Consider the following 19952-nt stretch of genomic DNA (forward strand, 5'->3'; position numbering starts at 1 on the left):
ACGGGGAGATGAGTGGCCTGCCCGCTGTACGGGCCGTGACTCGGGTACCCCCATCGGCTAGTCGCCCCGTACAGCGTTGCTCCAATGACGAGTTCAGCTACTGGGGGTAGCAGTACATGACGAAGAAGACGCGGCTGCGCGTAGCGCGCATTGCGGCGGGTGCGGTGATCGCGGCGGGTGCGTCGCTCACCGCGGCCGGCGCCGCCTCTGCGGCCGAAACCGGCCAGAACCAGAGTGCCGGTGACAACTGCAGCCCGCTCGACCCGCTGCACTGGTTCTGCGACGAGACTGGCGGTGGCGACTCCACCGGAGGCTCCACCGGCGGCGACTCCACCGGTGGCGACACCGGCGGTGACGACTCGACCGGCGGCGCGCTCGGCGGTCTGGTCGACGGCGGCCAGTCCGGCGGCCAGGACACCGGCGGCACCGACACCGGCGGCACCGACACGGGTGGCACCGACACGGGTGGCACCGACACGGGTGGCACCGACACGGGTGGCACCGACAACGGCGGCACCGACAACGGCGGCCAGGACAATGGCGGCCAGGACGGCGGCCACGACAACGGTGGCCAGAACGGCGGCCAGAACAGCGGCGGCCAGAACGGCGGCCAGGACACCGGCGGTCACAGCACCGGCGGCCAGAACACCGGTGGCCAGAATGGTGGCCAGAACAGCGGCGGCCAGAACGGCGGCCAGAACAGCGGCGGCCAGGGCACCGGCGGTCACACCACCGGCGGCGGCAACGGTGGTGGCGACAGCACCGGCACCGGCACCGACAACGAAGGCTCCAAGCCGATCGAGCAGCCGGGCCAGGGCAAGGAGGGGATGTCCGACACCCCCGGTCAGCCCAAGCAGCAGGCCAAGGGCGGAGAGCTGGCCGAGACCGGTTCCTCCGGCACGACCTTCCTGCTGATCGGCGCGGCAACCATGATCGCGGGCGGTGTCGGCTTCCGCCTGCTGCCCCGTCTGATCAACAAGAACGGTGGCGGCGCGGCCGCGGCCTGACGCTGACACGGCAGACAACGAAGGGCCCGGAGTGCAGCCAGCACTCCGGGCCCTTCGGGCGTTCTCGGAAGCACACCGCTCTCGCATCGGTACGCACATGGGTGATCACACTCGGTGACGTAACGCAACCCGGCCCGCCGCCCCTGTGGCGCCCCGTCCCCGCCGCCGCGCACCCGCCCTCAGGCGGCCCGTATGGCCCAGACGGCCCGGATGGCTCAGACGGCCTGGTGGAGCAGCACCGCGACCGCGATCAGCGCGATCAGCAGGGCCGCCAGAGCCACGGGGCTGAGCTGGCCGAATATGCTGTCTTGCTGCTGAAGCCGTTCCCGGCTCGCCCGGCACACAGGGCAGCGGCCCTCACTCACAGGGGCCGCGCAATTGGCGCACACCAATCGGTCGTACGTCATGCGACCTCCTTCTTCACTGCGCCAACGCACCGGAGGGCGCATTGGTTCCCCCTACCACTGTGCCAGCTTCCCGGCGGAACGGCGCGCCCCGCGGAATGCCGCTCCTCCTGCCTGCCCAGATGCCGAGAATGTCCGGCTAGATGCCGTGAATAAACGCACCAACCCCCTACGGCGACTGCGCCGCATCACGAGGTTCGCGTATGGTCACGCACACCGACGGGAGCCGCAACACGGCAACCCGTGCCCCTACCCAGGTCGACCGTGGTGCATCAGTGATCCGATTCGACAACGTCTCCAAGACCTACCCGAAGCAGAACCGCCCCGCACTCAGGGATGTCTCCCTGGAGATCGAGCGCGGCGAGTTCGTCTTCCTGGTGGGCTCCTCGGGCTCCGGTAAGTCCACCTTCCTGCGCCTGCTCCTGCGCGAGGAGCGCGCCAGCCATGGCGCCGTGCACGTACTGGGGAAGGACCTCGCGAAGCTGTCCAACTGGAAGGTGCCGCAGATGCGGCGCCAGGTGGGCACCGTCTTCCAGGACTTCCGGCTGCTCCCCAACAAGACGGTGGGGCAGAACGTTGCCTTCGCCCTCGAGGTCATCGGCAAACCGCGCGGACAGATCCGCAAGACGGTGCCCGAAGTCCTCGAACTCGTCGGCCTCGGCGGCAAAGAGGACCGTATGCCCGGTGAGCTCTCCGGCGGTGAGCAGCAGCGCGTCGCCATCGCGCGGGCCTTCGTCAACCGCCCGATGCTGCTCATCGCGGACGAGCCCACCGGAAACCTCGACCCGCAGACCTCCGTCGGCATCATGAAACTGCTGGACCGGATCAACCGGACCGGTACGACGGTGGTCATGGCCACCCACGACCAGCAGATCGTCGACCAGATGCGCAAGCGGGTCATGGAACTCGAGAAGGGCCGGCTCGTACGCGACCAGTCGCGCGGCGTGTACGGCTACCAGCACTGAAAGGACGCCATGCGCGCCCAGTTCGTCCTGTCGGAGATCGGCGTCGGTCTCCGCCGTAACCTCACGATGACCGTCGCCGTCATCGTCTCCGTAGCCCTGTCACTGGGCCTGTTCGGCGCCTCGCTGCTGATGCGCGACCAGGTCAGCACGATGAAGGGCTACTGGTACGACAAGGTCAACGTCTCCATCTTCTTCTGCAACAAGAACGACGCCGACACGGGTGCCAACTGCGCCAAGGGCGCCGCCACCCAGCAGCAGAAGGACGACATACTGGCCGAGCTGCACAAGCTGCCGATCGTGCAGAACGTGCAGCACGAGACCAGCGACCAGGCCTATACGCACTACAAGGAGCAGTTCGGCGACACGCCCGTCGCCGGGCTGGTCACGCCCGACCAGCTGCCGGAGTCCTTCCGGGTCAAGCTCAAGGACCCCACGAAGTACGACGTCATCAAGTCGGCGTTCTCCGAGCGGCCCGGCGTCCAGGAGGTGCAGGACCAACGCGACACCGTTGAGCCGCTGTTCAACCTCCTCAACGGCATGAATATCGCCGCGCTGTGCGTGATGGGGCTGATGCTCGTCGTTGCCCTGATGCTGATCGTCAACACCGTCCGGGTGTCGGCGTTCAGCAGGCGGCGGGAGACCGGGATCATGCGCCTGGTGGGCGCGTCCAGCTTCTACATCCAGATGCCCTTCATCCTGGAGGCCGCCATCGCGGGCCTGCTCGGCGCCGCCTTCGCGTGTGTGCTGATCGTCGGCGGCAAGGCCGTCCTCATCAACAACTGGCTGGCACAGAAGATCCAGGTGATCAACTTCATCGGCTGGGACTCGGTGGCACAGGTACTGCCGCTGGTCTTGCTGATCGGGCTGCTGATGCCCGCGCTCGCCGCGTTCTTCGCGCTGCGCAAGTACCTCAAGGTGTGAGCTTTGCCAAGGGGCGCCGTACGGTCAACTCGCCGTACGGCGCCCCTTTGTCGCCTAGACTCACCGGCATGTCGGGCCCGTGTTCGTACGACCGGCCCCGCCGCATTCGCCGCGGGGCAGCCCTGACGTTGATCTTCGCGAGTGTGCTCGCCACCGGGGTGGCGACCGGCACGTGGAGCGACCGGGCCGAGGGCGCCGTGGAGCGACCCGGCGCCGCCCGTCCGTTCACCGCCGCGGACCGCCCCCGCAGCCATACCGCTGACCGCGCGGCCGTCGAACGCGCCGCGGCCAAGGCCATGGAGGACGGCAAGTCCGGCTCACAGGCCGCCGCCGACGTCGTCAGCCGCAGCGGCGACCGCTGGTCGACGATCTACACCCCCGGCGAGTTCAAGGACTTCCAGCAGCAGTTGAACGGCTCCTACGTCGGCGTCGGCCTGTGGGTACGGCAGGCCGACGGCGGCCGGATCCAGGTCTCCCTGGTCCAGCCCGGCAGCCCCGCCGCGCGGGCCGGGATCGCCGTCGGCGACGGGCTGCGCGCCATCGACGGCCGGGCCGTCCAGGGCAGGCCCGTCACCGAGATCGTCGCCCGGCTGCGCGGCGAGCCCGCCCAGGGCGCCGGCACCCCCGTGGAGCTGGACCTGCGGCGTGGCACCCGCCACTGGAGCACGACCCTGCACCGCACCCGCCTGAGAACCCAGAACGTCACCGTCGGCCGGCCGGCCGGTCCGCACGGCCCGACCCGCATCAAGGTCGCCGCGTTCTCCCAGGGCACCGGCGAAGCGGTCCGCCGGGCGGTGCGCCGCGTCTCCCCGCACCGCGGCCTGCTCCTCGATCTGCGCGGCAACACCGGCGGCCTGGTTACCGAGGCCGTCTCCTCCGCTTCCGCCTTCCTGGACGGCGGCCTGGTCGCCACGTACGACGTCCGCGGCAGCCAGCGCGCCCTCTATGCCGACCGCGGCGGAAACACCCGCATCCCCCTCGTCGTCCTCGTCGACGGCGGCACGATGAGCGCCGGTGAACTGCTGGCCGGTGCCCTCCAGGACCGGGGCCGGGCGATCGTCGTCGGCTCACCGACTTTCGGCAAGGGCTCCGTCCAGATGCCCAGCCGGCTCCCCGACGGCTCGGTCGCCGAACTCACCGTCGGCCACTACCGCACCCCCTCGGGCCGCGCCGTCGACGGCCAGGGCATCACCCCCGACCTGGTGGCCGAGGACGGCGCGGAAAAACGGGCCCGCACAGTATTGAGTGGCCTCGGCACCGGGGCGTAGTGCGAAAATGGCCGCACTATGGCTAAGCAAAAGGGCAAGGACAAGGATCCCGGGCGCAAGCTCGTGGCGCAGAACAAGAAGGCGCGGCACGACTACCACATTCTGGACACCTATGAGTGTGGCCTGGTGCTGACCGGCACCGAGGTGAAGTCACTGCGGCAGGGCAGGGCGTCGCTGGTGGACGGATTCGTCCAGATCGACCGCAATGAGGCGTGGCTGCACAACGTCCACATCCCCGAATACGCCCAGGGGACCTGGACCAACCACAGCGCCCGCCGTAAGCGGAAGCTGCTGCTGCACCGCGTCGAGATCGACAAGCTGGAATCCAAGACCCAGGAGAGCGGCCACACGATCGTGCCGCTGGTCCTCTACTTCAAGGACGGCCGGGCCAAGGTCGAGATCGCACTGGCCAGGGGCAAGAAGGAATACGACAAGCGCCAGACCCTCCGCGAACAGCAGGACCGCCGCGAGTCGGACCGTGCCGTCTCCGCGGCCCGCCGACGCCAGCGGGCGTGACCCGCCGATGGGCCTGACCGGCCGGCCCTGGCGGGCGGCGCTGCGACGGTGCTGGAACGGCCCGGTGATGGCCCAGCGACGGCCCAGCGACGGCCCAGTGATGGTCCTGCCGGGAATACGCTGGCAACGCCCTGCGTTCTTCCCGTACGATGGCTTCGCACCCTACGAGGTGCAGGCATCACCCGGTAACAACTGGTATCGCCCGGTAGGCCGCTGTGTAGGTATAGGCGGCGCTATATAGGCGATATCGCTTGCTATCACCTTGATAAAACAACATGGGGATGATCGGTTTCGACAGCGGATGTCGAATCAGGGGAAGCGAGTCGAGGAAGCGGCAATGATCTCGTTAACCATATGTCGCAAACAATAATCGCCAATACCAAGCGCGATTCCTTCGCCCTCGCTGCCTAAGTAGCGACTTGCGAAGTGTCAGCCCGGGGCTGTTCCCGACCCGGATCCTGGCATCAGCTAGGGGACTAAACTTCTGATCCCGGTCACGGGGTTCAGGAGGAAATCAAACAGTGGCTGAGCCCGTCGGAGACTTGTTCGCGTGATCTCCGGGGCTGAGAAAATCGCAGCGAACTGCACTCGGAGAAGCCCTGATGCTGCACCGTTGGACGCGGGTTCGATTCCCGCCATCTCCACTCATCCCATGTAAGCCGCTGCCCCGCGAGATCCTCGCGGGGCAGCGGCTTTTTGTTTGCCTCGACGCAGCTCGACGGCTCGGCGGTGTCAACCCTGGGGTTGAGACCTCTGGGTTGATGTGCCCGACCGGGACTTCCCTCACACTGAGTTACATGATCGAGCTGAGAGAGTACGGAAAGTCATCAAGCCTTGCGGTCGGTTTTGGCGTGGGCCTCGGCCTGGCCGGCGCCGGGAGTCTGGTCGCGCAGCCGGGCGGCTGTGCTGGTCAGGGCGAATGCAGCGCCGGTACGTCGCCACAACCTCCGTGGCTCCGTTCCCAGTCCTGGTCCACGTCCTGTTCCACCTCCTGGTCCACGCCCTGTCCCGCGTGCTGTTTCATGACGGGCCACCCGGAGACGCGACCGAGAGCCGGGCCCCGACGGGATGTGCGCCGTGCGCATTCGGCGAATTTCTGGCAGCGAACGCGAGCATGTTTCCACCCTCTTCGATATCGGGCGTCGATACCGGGCGTCGATACCGGGCGTCGATATCTGATGTCGATATCTGATGTCGATATCGGGCGAATGAAGGGGATTCCCCAGTGGGTCACCCCGGAAAGTCCGCAGCCATCGGATGCAGTGCCGCGTAACTGCCGGGAAGCGCGGGGTGTGGTGCTTGCCCCTGGAGGTGGACTGTGAGGCCTGGCTGGACGCTTTGGGTCACTCTCCTCCATCTGCATCCCGATCTCCTGCATCACGACGAGCGCGGATGGCGACGGTGGGACACGGAGTTTCCTGACTCCCGGAGCATCGGGCTGTTCGTGCTGATCGTGCTGGTGTGCGGGCGTCCTTCTCGATGGCCGCGTTTCGCGTGGTTGGTCAGCCGATGCTGATTGACAGCGGCGGGGCCGATCGGCGCGGGGTTCTGCGTGGCGGCAGGGAACGGAGAGGGCCGTGCCGGCGGCGGGGGACGGCTGCCGGCAGTCATGAGGGCGGGCTGGGGAGTTGGTGTCCGAGCTGTGTCACGGGGCGGGGACCGGGAGAGCGAGGGAGGGGGCGGTTGGGTGCGGCCGGCGGCCGGCGGCCGATGGGCGGGAGGCGGTGGCGGTTCGGAGTGGAGGGAAGAGGTGTACGGAATCGGTCAGGTGGGGTCGGTGAGGCTGGTCGGGTGATGAGGGCGGGTGGTGAGCAGGGTGGCGGTGAGGGCGAGGGCGGCGGCTGTGGCGGGTACCGCGTAGGCGAGGCCCAGGCCTAGAGCGGGAACGGGGCCCTGGTCCGGTGCGGAGAGGTGGTCCACGGTCCAGCCGCCTGCTGCCGAACCGGCGGCGATTCCGCTCAGCAGGGCTGTGACGGCCAGGGTCATACCTTCGTTCAACCGGGCTGCTGGGGTGTGGGATTGGATCAGGCCCATGCCGGTGGCCATGGTCGGAGCGGTGGCCATCCCCGCCAGTAGGAGGGCGCAGGTCAGCGTTGTCAGGCTTCCCGTCGAGGCGGCGAGAAGGGGGAGCAGCATCAGGGCTGCCATGGCGCCGACACAGCCGAGGAAGCGGCGTGCGGGTTGCCCGGTCGGGCGGAGCAGGCCGTAAAGGAGGCCCGCGGCGCAGGAGCCGGCCGCCTGGAGGGCGAGCATGCCGCCCGCCGCGGTCCGGGCGCCGTGGTGGTCGGCGTAGGCGATGGTGACGACCTCCAGGGAGCCGAAGATCGCGCCGGTGGCGAGGAAGGTGAGGAGGAGAGGCGGCAGGCCGGGCAGGCGGAGCAGGGAACGGGCGCGGGGGGTGGTGGGGGCGGGCGTTGCGGTGGTGGCGGTGGTGGTGGTGGTGGAGACGGGCGCGGTGGCGGTGGGGGTGGGCGAGGGGGAGGGGGAAGGGGAGACCGGGTGGTGGAGGGCGCGGTTGGCGATGGGGGGCTCCGTCTTGCGCTGAGCTGTGAAGAGCAGGACGCCAGTGAGGAGGAGTGTCGCCGCTATTGCGGTGCCGGCCTCCGGGAAGAGGGTGGTGCACAGGAAGGTGGCGAGGACGGGGCCGAGCATGAAGCAGAGTTCGTCTGCGGACTGTTCGAAGGAGTTGGCGGTGTGCAGGGCGGCGGGGTCGTCGCGGAAGAGGTGGACCCAGCGGGCGCGGGACATTCCGCCGGTGTTGGGGGTGGTGGCGGTGGCGGCGTACGAGGCGAAGAGGGTCCAGGTGGGCGCTCCGTAGTGGACGCAGAGGAGGAGGGAGAGGGAGCCGAGTACGGCTAGGGCGGTGGCCGGGACGGCGATGCGGGCTTGGCCGTGCCGGTCGATCAGGCGGGCGGTCAGCGGGCCGACCAGCGCCGTTGCCGCCAGGCCGGTCGCGGTGACGGCTCCGGCCAGCGCGTAGGAGCCGCGTGATCCGGCGATCATCAGGACTGCGCTGACGCTGAGCATTCCCATCGGGAGGCGGGCCAGCAGGTTGGCGGCGGTGAAGGCGCGGGTGCCGGGGTGAGAGAACAGCCGGCGGTACGGGGCGAGGGGACGGAAGCGGGCCGGGCGGCGGCGGACGGCGTCGCCGAGGGGTGGTTCGGGGGCGGTGGGCTGAGCCTGGCTGTCGGTGGGCTGAGCCTGGCTGTTCGGGGGCGGCGTGGGGGAGAGGGGCTGGGCCTCGCCGGCTGGGGGCGGTGCGAGGTCGACGGGCTGAGGCCGACTGTCGGGCTGAGGCCAGCTGTCGGGGGGCGGTGCGGGAGTGGGGGGCTGCGCCTCGTTGGTTGTGGGCCGTGCGGAAGCCGTGAGGCGTGGGGGAGTGGCGGGCGGTGCGCTCTCTGCGGGCCGTGCGGGAGCCGTGGGGCGTGCCCTGACGGTCCGTCGTGCAGGGGTAGTTGGCCGTACCGGAGGAGCAGTTACCGGGCGGGAGGCGAGGAAGAGGATCATGTCTCTACGGTCGTGGGCCGGCCCCGGTGGCGTCCAACACCTGGTCGGCGGCCATTCACGCGGCTGGGTTGTTAATGGGTGGTGTGGCTGGGAGGCTGACGCGATGCCGTACGACATAGAGCCTCGGCTGCTGCGGGCGTTCGTCACCGTTGCCGATGAGCTCCACTTCACCCGGGCCGCGGCCCGCCTCTACGTCGCCCAGCAGGCGCTAAGCCGCGATATCCGGCGCCTGGAGCGGGAGTTGGGTGCCGATCTGTTCGTTCGGACCACGCGGCAGGTGGCGCTGACGGCGGAGGGTGAGCGGCTGCTCCCGTATGCGCGGCGGGTGTTGAGTGCGCACGATGAGCTGGTCGCCGCGTTCCGGGGAGCCGGCGAGCGGCCGCTGCTGGTGGATGTCGCGGTGCCGATCGGGACGGCGTACCGGGTGCTGGAGGAGGCACGGGAGCGGGTGCCGGAGAGCTGTGAGCTGGTTGCCCGTTTTCACAGTGGCCTGGCAGGGGCGGCGGGGGAGCTGGCGGCGGGGCGGCTGGATGTGTCCTTCGGCCGGTTCGCGGGGCTGCCGGCCGGGGTGCGGGCCGGGCTCGCGCATCAGCCCGTACGGCTGGAGCCGATGACGGTGCTGCTGCGCGAGGACCATCCGTTGGCCGCGCGGCCCGCCGTACCGCTCGCGGAGCTGGCCGGCGAGACGCTCTACGCGGGCGACGGGAATGCGCAGACGGCCGAGTGGACGGACCTGGCGGCGCGGTTGTTCGACGGGCGGGGGATCGCGATGGCCGCGCCGTTCCCGGAGATCGAGGGGTCGGAGGAATTTGTGCGGGTGGTACGGAAGCGGGGGTGGTCGGTGCTGGCGAGTGTGGAGTTCATGGCGGTGCCGGGCATGGTGTTGCGGCCGCTCGTCGATCCGGTCCCGTTGTCGCCGGTGTCGATGGTGTGGCGGCGGGGGCTGCGCCATCCCGGGCTGGAGGCGTTGCGGGCGGTCGCCAGGGAACTCGGCGAGCGGGACGGGTGGTTGTCGTTGCCGGGGGAGGGGTGGTGGCTCCCGGAGGACGACGCCGAGGTGATGAAGGTGAAGGTGAAGGGGGCCATGGGGGGAGGGGAGTGAGGGGGCGACGGGGGGATGGGGTGACGGGGCGTGTGCCCGGCGTGCGCAGAGAAACTCGGATGCGCGAGAAAGCTCGGGGTGCGCGGGAAACGCGGGACGCGCGGGCAACTAGGGGTGCGCAGGCAACCCGCGGCGCGTGAAACCCTTCCTTCATTGCAGGGAACCGTGTCCGATACGAATCAGGGGGAGTCGTGCGGCGACGCTCACTTCTCGCGGCGACCACGGCCGCGTTCATTTTGACCGCCACCCTCGGCCTGGCCTTGGTCGGCTGCGGCTCCGCCCGGATGGCGGCCCTGCACGCCAACTGCACGACGAACAGCCTGCGGTGGAAGCTCACCGTGCTGAAGAAGGTGCCGCGCAGTATGCATCGCCAGGCCCGGCTGTCGGTGGTCAACAAGAGTTCGCAGCCCTGCGTCTTTCACGGTTTCCCGGTGGTCCAGGTGCATGTCGGCAAGGGGCCGGAGTCCGACGGGAAGGGTGAGGGCCCGGCCATGCCGATCGACCTGCGGCGCGGCGGCACGGTGACGACGAGCCTGAGCTACCGGGATGCGTACCAGGGCCGGCCGACCGAGGCCTGCCTGGTCAGCAACGGTGAGGCCGTGGTCGCCGCCCCGCGCGACACCGCCGGCCGGGCCATAACGGTCCGGGACGAGAGGGGCAAGCGGTCCCGGATGAGTGTCTGCGAGAACACGATCTGGATGAGCCCGCCGCACGAGGTGGCCGAGTAGCGCACCGAGGCCGCAGCGCACCGATCACCACCACACCGATCACCACCACACCGATCACCACCACACCGAGCGGCAGCGCACCGAGCGGCGCGCCGGGTCCCCTCCTTCCCCCCCCTCGCCACGTTCCTTCCTCCCCTCACCACCCTCCGCCCCACCCCGTGAGTGCAAGGTTTCGTCGGCGTCACCGGGCGGCATCGGGTGGAAACCCGCCGTCCCTAGCTTCGTGGCACAGGAGCCAACGAGCTTTGGGAGGCGGGATGACGGCCGAGGCAGGCACGGATTCGGGTGGCGGCGCCCGTAGCGGGAGTCGTACGCGCAGGGGCGGGCGGTGGATCGAGCGGTGGGATCCGGAGGATGCGGGATTCTGGGCGGAGTCGGGGGAGCGGATTGCGCGGCGGAATCTGATCTTCTCCGTGGTTTCCGAGCACATCGGGTTCTCCATCTGGAGCCTGTGGTCGGTGATGGTGCTGTTCATGGGGCCGGAGTACGGGGTGGATCCGGCCGGGAAGTTCTTCCTCGTGGCGATGCCGACGCTGGTGGGCGGCGTGCTGCGGGTGCCGTACACCTTTGCGGTGGCGCGGTTCGGGGGACGTAACTGGACGGTGTTCAGCGCGCTGTTGCTGCTGGTGCCGACGGGCGCGGCGGCGGTGGTGATGACGCCGGGGACGTCGTACGGCACCTTTCTCGTGGTGGCGGCGCTGGCGGGTGTGGGCGGCGGGAATTTCGCTTCGTCCATGACCAACATCAACTCCTTTTATCCGCTGCGGAAGAAGGGGTGGGCGCTGGGGCTGAATGCCGGCGGCGGGAATATCGGGGTGCCGGTGATCCAGCTTCTGGCGTTGCTGGTGATCGGTACGGCGGGCGCCGCGCAGCCGCGGATCGTGCTGGCGGTGTATGTGCCGCTGATCGTGGCCGCGGCGGTGCTGGCGGCGCTGTTCATGGACAATCTCGGGCCGGTGACGAATGACACCGGGGCGGCCGTGGACGCGGCCAAGGAGCGGCACACGTGGGTGATGGCGCTGCTGTATGTCGGCACCTTCGGGTCGTTCATCGGCTACAGCTTCGCGTTCGGGCTCGTCCTGCAGAATCAGTTCGCGCGGACGCCTCTCCAGGCGGCGTCGCTCACGTTCATCGGGCCGCTGCTGGGGTCGCTGGTGCGGCCGGTCGGCGGGCGGCTGGCGGACCGGTTCGGGGGCGCGCGGATCACGCTGGGGAATTTCGTGGCGATGGGCGCGGCCACGGGGGTCGTGATCTATGCGTCGGCGGAACGGTCGTTGCCGGTGTTTCTCGTCGGTTTCATCGCGTTGTTCGTGCTGACGGGGCTGGGCAACGGCTCCACGTACAAGATGATTCCGGGGATCTTCCAGGCCCAGGCGGTACGGCGCGGGCTGGCGGGCGAGGCGGCCGCGGCGTACGGGCGGCGGCTGTCGGGGGCCGCGATGGGGCTGATCGGCGCGGTGGGTGCGCTCGGCGGGCTGGGCATCAATCTCGCCTTCCGGCAGTCGTTCCTGATGGCCGGGTCGGGGACGCCCGCCTTTGTCGCCTTCCTGGGCTGCTATGTGGTGTGCGGGGCGGTGACCTGGGTCGTATACCTGCGCCCCGTGACGCGCGGGCGGTCCGTGGCGGAGCCGGCGGTGGCCGACGGGGCCGGGCGGGCGGTATACGCAGAGGTCTGACGCGCCCCGCCCGCCACCGTGGCCACACAGGTCACCAGGGCCACCGGGCGGGCCGCGAGGGGCGTCCGTAACAGACGGGAAATACTGGGGGACCTGGGCTGTCATGCGCTGTTGGCAGTCTCGGCACCTGGGCACCCCAGCACTCCGTGCCGCCCGAGCCCTGGCGGTACGGCAGTACGACGCGGCACATCTCTCCGGGCGGAGCGGGACGGACGACCATGCACGAGCAGCAGCACGACCACGAGGACCCGGCCGCCGTGCGGGCGCTGGACGGGTTCACCATCGGGGTGACCGCGGCCCGGCGGGCGGCGGAGCTGGGCGCGCTGCTGGAGCGGCGCGGCGCGCAGGTTCTCCACGCGCCCGCGCTGCGCATCGTTCCGCTGCCGGACGACACCGAGCTGCTCGCCGCGACCCAGGACCTGATCGCGAACGCGCCGGATGTGGTCGTGGCCACCACCGCCATCGGGTTCCGCGGCTGGGTGGAGGCCGCCGAGGGCTGGGGGTTGGGCGAGGCACTGCTGGAGCGGCTGGCGGGGGTGGAGCTGCTGGCGCGCGGGCCGAAGGTACGCGGCGCCATCCGGGCCGCCGGCCTGCGCGAGCGGTGGTCACCGGCCTCCGAGTCGATGGCCGAGGTGCTGGACCGGCTGTTGGAGGAGGGCGTCGGTGGGCGCCGGGTGGCCATCCAGCTGCACGGGGAGCTGTTGCCGGGGTTCGTCGAGGCGCTGCGGGCCGGTGGCGCCGAGGTGGTCGGCGTCCCCGTATACCGCTGGATGCCACCGGAGGACATCACTCCGGTGGACCGGCTGCTGGACGCGCTGACCAGCCGCGGTCTGGACGCGGTGACCTTCACCAGCGCCCCGGCGGCGGCATCGCTGCTGCGCCGCGCCGGGGAACGCGGTATGCAGGACGAGGTGCTGGCGGCGCTGCGGCACGAGGTGCTGACGGTGTGCGTGGGGCCGGTGACCGCGCTGCCCCTGCAGGCGCAGGACGTGCCCACGCTCCAGCCCGAGCGGTTCCGGCTGGGGCCGCTGGTGCAGCTGCTGTGCCAGGAACTGCCGGGCCGGGTAAGGCCGTTGCCGATCGCCGGGCACCGTCTCGAGATCCGCGGGCACGCCGTCGTGGCGGACGGCGAACTGCGCCCGGTGTCGCCCGCCGGGATGGCGCTGCTGCGCGCGCTGGCCCGCCGCCCCGGCTGGGTGGTCTCCCGCGCGGATCTGCTGCGGGCGCTGCCGGGCGCGGGCCGGGACGAGCATGCGGTGGAGACGGCGATGGCTCGGCTGCGGGTGGCACTGGGGGCGCCCAAGCTGATTCAGACGGTGGTCAAGCGCGGGTACCGGCTGTCGCTCGATCCGCATGCGGAGTCCGAGAAGTACGGCGGAAGCTGACGGAGGGGCATCGCGGAAGCCGTCCAGAAATACGGCGAGCCTGACGCGGAAGTACGGCGAAGCCGGCCGGGGCGGACGGCCGGGCGCAGCCGCTAAGGGCTGTCCCGTAATCCCTGGCGGGCGCGCGACGACAGCTACGGCACCTCGCCGCGTTGTCGGAACATCCCGATACATCCAGTATCGGGACGCTCCTCCGCCTTGCGATGCACCGCATCTGACGCCGCGCGCTGATCCGTCAGGGATTACGGGACAGCCCTTAGGCAGCGGGGTTGCTGACGCGGATCTTGGACTGGCCGTGCTTGCGGGTCTCCCAGTCCTCCATGAAGCGCGCCGTGAGGCCGTGCTTTCGGGCCAGCCGCAGCAGCGTCTCGGTGCGGTAGTAGAAGTCCTCGCGCAGCACCTGGTGTTCGGCGCCCTCGGTGCGGTCGAAGGTGAAGTCGAAGAAGCCGCCGGGCGCCAGGATCCGGCCGACGTGCGCGAAGCACTCGTCGATGACGCCGATCGGCGAGTGCGAGAAGACGCTGTGCGCGTGGACGACGTCGAAGTGGGCCGTCGGGAGGAAGTCCAGCTTGAGGTCCTGCGTGATCGTCAGGTGCGGCAGCTTGTCCTGGAGCTCGTATGTCGTCAGGGTCTGCTTGGCGGATATCAGGATGTCCGGCGAGATGTCGATGCCGTAGTAGTTGCCGGTGTCGAGGTGGGCGATGAAGCGCCAGCCGGCCCGCAGATTGCCGCAGCCGATGTCGAGCATCCGGTGGCCGGGCCGCAGCCCGTGCGCCGTCAGGTAGTCGAACTGCATCTCGCCCAGCGCCAGCCAGCGTTCATGCGTGCGGCTGCCGACCGCGGCCTCCGGGTTGCGGCCGGCGTCCGAGGCCATCACCGCGCGGTAGTAGGCCACATGGTCGGGGTGCTTGAGACGCAGCCAGGTGTCGCGGGCGGTGCGCTTGACGTACGGGGTGATGCGGGCCGGATTCCGTACCGCGTAGCCGATCTTGTGCGTCAGGCTGGCGCGGTTCTTGAGCAGGGAAGTGGGCGACATGCCGACGGACTATACATGAGATGTATACGTGAAGTGTCTACTCTCCATGTCTACTCTCCATGTCTACTTGTCGTGTCCAGCGGCCGTGTCCAACCGCCGCGTCTGCTCGCCGTGCAGGGAGGTGAGGTGAGGTGCGGGGCGGCCGTGGCCGCGCCGACGAAGGCTTCCGGCCGGGCCTCGTGCCGGGCACTCTGGGGGAACACGCGTGTGTTCCGCGGCGGTTCTCTAAGGAGTGACAGGCACATGGCGGCGCCTTACGACCTGCGGTTCGACTGCGGGCGGATCTGCCTGGACCTGGTGGCCACGACCGGCGAAGGCGCCGAACGGCTCACCGGCCCCGAGCACTTGACGGCCTGGCTGACCGGCGCGGGAGTGGTGCCCTGCGGCATCCCGCTGGACGAGGTCGACGGGCAGTGGGTCCTCCGCTTCCGGGCGCTGCGCGAGCTGCTGCGCCGGGTGGTGCACGACGAGCTGCGGGGCCGGGCGGCCGACGCCGATCTGGAGCTGCTCAACGCCGCGGCCGGGGCCGCCGAACCGCCCGCCGTCCGCGTGGTGCGCGCCGAGGACGGCACGCTGGCCCGTACCTTCCCCGGGCCGCCGGACTGCGCCGGGCTGCTGGCCGCGGTGGCCCGGGACGCCGTAGGGCTGCTCACCGATGCCGCCGTGCGCGGGCAGCTGCGGCAGTGTGCGGGCGAGAGCTGCTCGCTGGTCTATCTGGACACTTCCCGCGGGCGGCGGCGCCGTTGGTGCTCCAGCGAGGTGTGTGGCAACCGCGAACGGGTGGCGCGGCACCGGCGGCGGACGATGGCCCGGGGCGGGCCGGGTGCTCAGGGCGCCGGACCACCGGCCAGGTAGCGCTCCGGAGAGCTCTCACCGGAGCTTCCACCGAAGCTCTCACTGGAGCGCTCGCCGGAATCCCCGCATCCCCGCCGGAACCCTCACCCGAATCCCGGCCCGAATCCAGGCCGGGATCCTCCCCGAAAAAAATCTGGCCGGAATTCTTCGCCGACCCCTGAGTAAACCCGCCCGTCCCGTCCGTATCCCTCCCCACAAGGCCGATTCATGGCATGGTCCCGGGCGCTCTCCGGTGATCCGCGCTATCGACCCGGGAGTTGGAGTGCGCAAGGATGCCGCCGTGGCAGACAGGACGACACCTGACGAGGAGCTCATGCGAGCCCTCTATGACGAGCACGCGGGCCCGCTTCTCGCCTTCGTCCTGCGCCTGGTGGCGGGCGACCGGCACCGCGCGGAAGACGTTGTGCAGGAGACGCTGGTGCGCGCCTGGCGCAACGCCGACCAGCTCCAGCGCGCCACCGGCTCCATCCGGCCGTGGCTGGTGACCGTCGCCCGGCGGATCGTCATCGACGGCCACCGCAGCCGCAGGGCGCGGCCTCAGGAGGTCGACGCGACGCCCCTGGAGACGATGCCGGCCGCCGACGTGATCGACCGGGCGCTGCGCATGATGACGATCTCCGAAGCGCTGAGCGACCTGAGCCAGGCCCACCGGGAAGCCCTTGTCGAGACGTACTTCAAGGAGCGTACGGTCAGCGAGGCAGCGGAGGTACTGCGCGTACCGGCGGGGACCGTACGGTCCCGGGTTTTCTACGCGCTGCGCTCCCTGAAGCTCTCGCTAGAGGAACGAGGAGTGACGGAGTGACCCCGCCCACGCAGCCGGACCGGCACACCGACGTCGGCGCCTATGCGCTGGGCGTCCTGGACGCTGTCGACGCGGACCGGTTCGAGCGGCATCTGGCCGGCTGCGATCGGTGTGCGGCCGAACTCGAGGAATTGCTCGAGCTGACCCCGCTGATGGCCGAGTTCAAGGAGACCGCGCCCACCACGGAGACGATCACCGCCGTACCCGGGCCGGGCCTCCTGGACGGGCTGCTCGACGAGGTGGCGGCCACCCGGCGCGGCCGCGGCCGGCGCCGGCTGTATCTCGTCGCCGCGGCCGCCGTACTGATCATCGGCGGGCCGCTCGCCACCCTCGCGCTGACCGGCGGGGGACCGAAGGAGGAGCCCGCCGCGCCGCCGCTGGCGAGCGCCGTCCGGGCGCAGTACGCCGCGGGCGAGAAAGTGACCTCCGTCGACCCCGTCACCAAGGTCTCGGCGGGCGTCTCCATGGCCGCCAAGCCCTGGGGCACCCAGGTCGTCCTCCAGCTCGCCGGCGTCAGGGGGCCGCTCACCTGCGACCTGGTCGCCGTCGGCAAGGACGGCCGCCGTCAGACCGTCACCACCTGGGCGGTCCCCAAGAGCGGCTACGGCATCAAGGGCAGCACCGCGAAGTGGAACAGCGAGCCCTTGTACGCCGCGGGCGGGGCGGCCCTCAACCGCGACGACATCGACCGCTTCGAGATCCGTACGCTCACCGGCGAGCGGCTGGCCGCGGTGGACGTCTGAGACCCCCGTGGGGGACGTCTGAGACCCCCGTGGGGACCGGACGCGGTCCCCACGGGGCGGTCCGGGGCAGTCATGCGGACTTCTGCCGTAGTTAAGGTCTAGGTCAACATCCGACCGGACACGCCCGCTTTTGTCCGTATGGCCAGGTGCGTACGGTGCGCTGTTCGCGTACGGTTGACGGCTGCCCTACGCACAGCAGAAGGGGGCCTGGGTGGCCGCGCAGAACGCCACGCACGCGCCGGATCACGCATCGGATTCCGTTCGCGACCGCGAGATCGAAGCCGAGCAGACGCACCTGGACCGCGTCTACCGGCGCCTCGAGGAGAAGATCCACGAAGCAGAGTTCCTGATGGACGACGCCGCCAAACGCGGCCAGGTCGGCACACCCGGCGCGTTCGCCGAACGCGACGCCCAGGTGTTCCAGGCCGGCGTCCATCTCCACCGCCTCAATTCCGAGTACGAGGACTTCCTCTTCGGCCGGATCGACCTGCTCCTCGGCAAGGACGGAAAGAAGGGGCCCGACGGCGCCTACACCTCCGTCGAGCCCGCCGACGGCGCGATCACGGACAACCGCGCCGCGATCGCCGAGACGCTGCACATCGGCCGCCTCGGCGTGCTCGACGCGGACTACTCGCCGCTGGTCATCGACTGGCGGGCGCCGGCCGCCGGGCCCTTCTACCGGGCCACCCCGGTCGCCCCCGGCCGGGTCGTCCGCCGCCGCGTCATCCGCTCCAAGGGCCGCAAGGTCCTCGGCGTCGAGGACGATCTGATGCGCCCGGAGGTCACCGCGACGCTGGACGGCCAGGAGCTGCCCGCGATCGGCGACGGCGCGCTGATGGCCGCGCTCGGCCGGGCCCGCAGCCACACCATGCGGGACATCGTCGCCTCCATCCAGGCCGAGCAGGACATGGTGATCCGGGCCCCCGCCGCCTCCGTCACCGAGGTCGAGGGCGGACCCGGCACCGGCAAGACCGCGGTCGCCCTGCACCGCGCCGCCTACCTCCTCTACCAGGACCGCCGCCGCTACGCCGGCGGCATCCTGATCGTCTCCCCGACCCCGCTCCTGGTCGCCTACACCGAGGGCGTACTGCCCTCGCTCGGCGAGGAGGGCCAGGTCGCCATCCGGGCGCTCGGCTCGCTCGTCGACGGTGCCGAGGCATCGAGCGGGGGCGGCCCGAAGGGCCTCGACGAGGGGCGGCGGTCGGGCGACGGGGGCGCATACGACCCGCCGGCGGTCGCCCGTATCAAGGGCTCCTCGCGCATGCAGAAACTGCTGCGCAAGGCCGCCCGCGGGGCGCTGGAGCAGGCGGCCCCGGAGGCGGCGGAGCCGGCCCGCGACCGTACGGCCGACGGCGGTGCCCAGCTGTCCCTGGAGGACCTCGTCACCCCCGCCCCCGAGCCCAGGGGCGGCCGCCGCAACCGGACCCGGACCCCGAGGCCCGCCCCGGCCGCACCCGCCCGGCTGCGGGTCGTCGCCTTCGGCGGCCGGCTCGAGCTGGACGCCGACGAGCTGCACGCCATCCGGCAGTCGGCGCTCGGCGGGACCGCCCCGGTCAACCTGCTGCGCCCGCGCGCCCGCCGGCTGATCCTCGACGCCCTGTGGACCAAGTCGGGCGCCGCCCGCCGCTACCAGGACCCCGAACTGGCCGCAGAGGTCCGCCAGGGCTTCGACGAGGACATCAGCACCGAGCCGGAATTCCAGGAGTTCCTGGACGGCTGGTGGCCGGAACTCACCCCGCGCGGGGTGCTGGCTGCGATGGCCGACGAGCGGCTGCTCGGCCGCTGGGCCCGCCGGATCCTCAACCCGCGCGAGGCCCGTCAGCTGGCCCGCTCGCTGCGCCGGCTGGACCCGGGCGGCAACGGCCCGCTGTCGGTGCACGATGTCGCGCTGCTGGACGAGCTCCAGCAGATCCTCGGCGCGCCGATGCGCCCGCCGCGCCCGCGCGAGGCCGACCCGCTGGACCATCTGACCGGCCTGGAGGAGCTGTCGACCTTTGCGGACCGCAACTCCGGCGGCCGCAGCCGGCGCGAGCGCCTGGAGGAGGAGCGCACCGACTACGCCCATGTCATCGTCGACGAGGCGCAGGATCTGACGCCGATGCAGTGGCGGATGGTCGGCCGGCGCGGCCGGCACGCCACCTGGACGATCGTCGGAGACCCGGCGCAGTCCTCCTGGTCCGACCCGGACGAGGCGGCCCTCGCCCGCGACGAGGCGCTCGGCACCCGCCCGCGCCGCCGCTTCACGCTCACCGTGAACTACCGCAACCCGGCGGAAATCGCCGAGCTGGCGTCCAGGGTGCTCGCGCTGGCGATGCCCGGTATGCAGTCGCCGAACGCGGTCCGCTCCACGGGGCTCGAGCCGCGGTTCGCCGTGGTCCCGCCGGACGGCACCGCCGAGGAGGAGCTGGCGCGGGCCACGGTGGCGGAGGCCGCGCGGCTGCTGGACGAGGTGGACGGCACGGTCGGCGTCGTGGTGGCCATGAACCGCCGCGAGCAGGCCCGCCGCTGGCTCGCCGGGCTCGGTGACCGGGTGGTGGCGCTGGGCTCGCTGGAGGCCAAGGGACTGGAGTACGACGCGACGCTGGTGGTCTCGCCGGCCGAGATCGCCGACGAGTCCCCGGCCGGACTGCGGGTGCTCTATGTCGCACTCACCCGCGCCACCCAGCAGCTGACGGTGCTCTCCACCGGGAGGGACGAGCCGGACGCGGCCGGGGTGCCCGACCTGCTGCGCGACTGACCGCCGCGGGCGGATGCCCGTAAGCCCCCTCGTGCGCCGCCGCACACGGCCGTACGAGGGGTCTTGAAATCGGCTGCCCGGGACGGGATTCGCATCCGGGGATGGTTTGTTAGCCTGGGTGACGGCACCGGCTCGATCCAAGCCCCCGGGCCCAACCATCGTCGCTACGAGCGACCACTTGCCGCGAGGCGAGCATGGCGGGCCGGTGTCATCAAGCAGTCTGCGGGCGTCTCTCCTACGGGAGGGGCGCCCGCAGTCGTTGGCGGACGTGCGCCGTCGTCCAACGGCGTGCCGTGACCC

General features: G+C 70.8%; 16 protein-coding genes and 1 other RNA gene. 14 read left to right on the forward strand and 3 right to left on the reverse strand.

The window, feature by feature from the left end; translation table 11 throughout:
• Positions 1-116: 116 nt before the first annotated feature.
• Positions 117-1007 (forward strand): LPXTG cell wall anchor domain-containing protein, encoded by an 891-nt coding sequence (locus ACZ4S3_RS17705; RefSeq protein ID WP_467934409.1) that lies wholly within the window; start codon positions 117-119, stop codon positions 1005-1007.
• A 215-nt stretch (positions 1008-1222) separates the two neighbouring features.
• Here ACZ4S3_RS17705 and ACZ4S3_RS17710 read toward each other — a convergent pair whose 3' ends face one another.
• Positions 1223-1414, reverse strand: coding sequence for a hypothetical protein (locus tag ACZ4S3_RS17710; protein WP_467934411.1), 192 nt, complete (start codon positions 1412-1414; stop codon positions 1223-1225).
• A gap of 272 nt (positions 1415-1686) precedes the next feature.
• Between ACZ4S3_RS17710 and ftsE the strand changes: the two genes are divergently transcribed.
• The 5 genes from ftsE (at position 1687) to ssrA (ending at position 5728) form a co-directional block, all read left to right on the forward strand.
• Positions 1687-2376, forward strand: coding sequence for a cell division ATP-binding protein FtsE (ftsE, locus tag ACZ4S3_RS17715; RefSeq protein ID WP_030069385.1), 690 nt, complete (start codon positions 1687-1689; stop codon positions 2374-2376).
• A 9-nt stretch (positions 2377-2385) separates the two neighbouring features.
• Positions 2386-3297 carry a permease-like cell division protein FtsX gene (ftsX, locus tag ACZ4S3_RS17720; protein WP_467934417.1) on the forward strand — a complete coding sequence of 304 codons (912 nt, stop codon included), beginning with the start codon at positions 2386-2388 and terminating at the stop codon, positions 3295-3297.
• 68 nt (positions 3298-3365) lie between these two features.
• Positions 3366-4565, forward strand: a complete 1200-nt coding sequence (locus tag ACZ4S3_RS17725; protein WP_467934420.1) for a S41 family peptidase — start codon at positions 3366-3368, stop codon at positions 4563-4565.
• An 18-nt stretch (positions 4566-4583) separates the two neighbouring features.
• A complete protein-coding gene (smpB, locus tag ACZ4S3_RS17730) occupies positions 4584-5081 on the forward strand; it encodes an SsrA-binding protein SmpB (protein WP_467934424.1) in 498 nt (165 codons plus the stop codon).
• Positions 5082-5358: 277 nt separating this feature from the next.
• Positions 5359-5728, forward strand: a transfer-messenger RNA (tmRNA) gene (ssrA, locus tag ACZ4S3_RS17735).
• Between the two features lie 1117 nt (positions 5729-6845).
• Here the strand turns inward: ssrA and ACZ4S3_RS17740 are convergent.
• Positions 6846-8588 carry an MFS transporter gene (locus ACZ4S3_RS17740; RefSeq protein ID WP_467934428.1) on the reverse strand — a complete coding sequence of 581 codons (1743 nt, stop codon included), beginning with the start codon at positions 8586-8588 and terminating at the stop codon, positions 6846-6848.
• 103 nt (positions 8589-8691) lie between these two features.
• Here ACZ4S3_RS17740 and ACZ4S3_RS17745 point away from each other — a divergent pair, with 103 nt between their 5' ends.
• The 4 genes from ACZ4S3_RS17745 to ACZ4S3_RS17760 all read left to right on the forward strand — a co-directional run bounded on the left by ACZ4S3_RS17745 (position 8692) and on the right by ACZ4S3_RS17760 (position 13479).
• On the forward strand, positions 8692-9690 hold the full coding sequence (locus ACZ4S3_RS17745; protein WP_467934432.1) for a LysR family transcriptional regulator: 999 nt from the start codon (positions 8692-8694) through the stop codon (positions 9688-9690).
• Positions 9691-9881: 191 nt separating this feature from the next.
• A complete protein-coding gene (locus ACZ4S3_RS17750; protein WP_467934436.1) occupies positions 9882-10418 on the forward strand; it encodes a DUF4232 domain-containing protein in 537 nt (178 codons plus the stop codon).
• 257 nt (positions 10419-10675) lie between these two features.
• A complete protein-coding gene (locus tag ACZ4S3_RS17755) occupies positions 10676-12094 on the forward strand; it encodes a nitrate/nitrite transporter (RefSeq protein WP_467934440.1) in 1419 nt (472 codons plus the stop codon).
• Positions 12095-12312: 218 nt separating this feature from the next.
• On the forward strand, positions 12313-13479 hold the full coding sequence (locus ACZ4S3_RS17760; protein ID WP_467934445.1) for a uroporphyrinogen-III synthase: 1167 nt from the start codon (positions 12313-12315) through the stop codon (positions 13477-13479).
• 256 nt (positions 13480-13735) lie between these two features.
• Here ACZ4S3_RS17760 and ACZ4S3_RS17765 read toward each other — a convergent pair whose 3' ends face one another.
• The gene (locus ACZ4S3_RS17765) at positions 13736-14515 is read right to left on the reverse strand and encodes a class I SAM-dependent methyltransferase (protein ID WP_467934448.1); all 780 of its coding nucleotides are present in this window, start codon (positions 14513-14515) and stop codon (positions 13736-13738) included.
• A 243-nt stretch (positions 14516-14758) separates the two neighbouring features.
• On the opposite strand from ACZ4S3_RS17765, the gene ACZ4S3_RS17770 reads away from it, so the two are divergent.
• From ACZ4S3_RS17770 to ACZ4S3_RS17785, 4 genes are all read left to right on the forward strand, one after another.
• Positions 14759-15370: a CGNR zinc finger domain-containing protein gene (locus ACZ4S3_RS17770; RefSeq protein ID WP_467934451.1), complete on the forward strand. Its 612-nt coding sequence runs from the start codon at positions 14759-14761 to the stop codon at positions 15368-15370.
• Between the two features lie 262 nt (positions 15371-15632).
• A complete protein-coding gene (locus ACZ4S3_RS17775) occupies positions 15633-16172 on the forward strand; it encodes a sigma-70 family RNA polymerase sigma factor (RefSeq protein WP_467934455.1) in 540 nt (179 codons plus the stop codon).
• Positions 16169-16915 (forward strand): zf-HC2 domain-containing protein, encoded by a 747-nt coding sequence (locus tag ACZ4S3_RS17780; protein WP_467934456.1) that lies wholly within the window; start codon positions 16169-16171, stop codon positions 16913-16915. Before ACZ4S3_RS17775 ends, ACZ4S3_RS17780 begins: the two co-directional genes overlap by 4 nt.
• Positions 16916-17126: 211 nt before the next feature.
• Positions 17127-19652 (forward strand): HelD family protein, encoded by a 2526-nt coding sequence (locus ACZ4S3_RS17785; RefSeq protein WP_467934460.1) that lies wholly within the window; start codon positions 17127-17129, stop codon positions 19650-19652.
• Positions 19653-19952: the final 300 nt, after the last annotated feature.

The sequence above is a fragment of the Streptomyces sp. NPDC028368 genome, assembly GCF_055565615.1.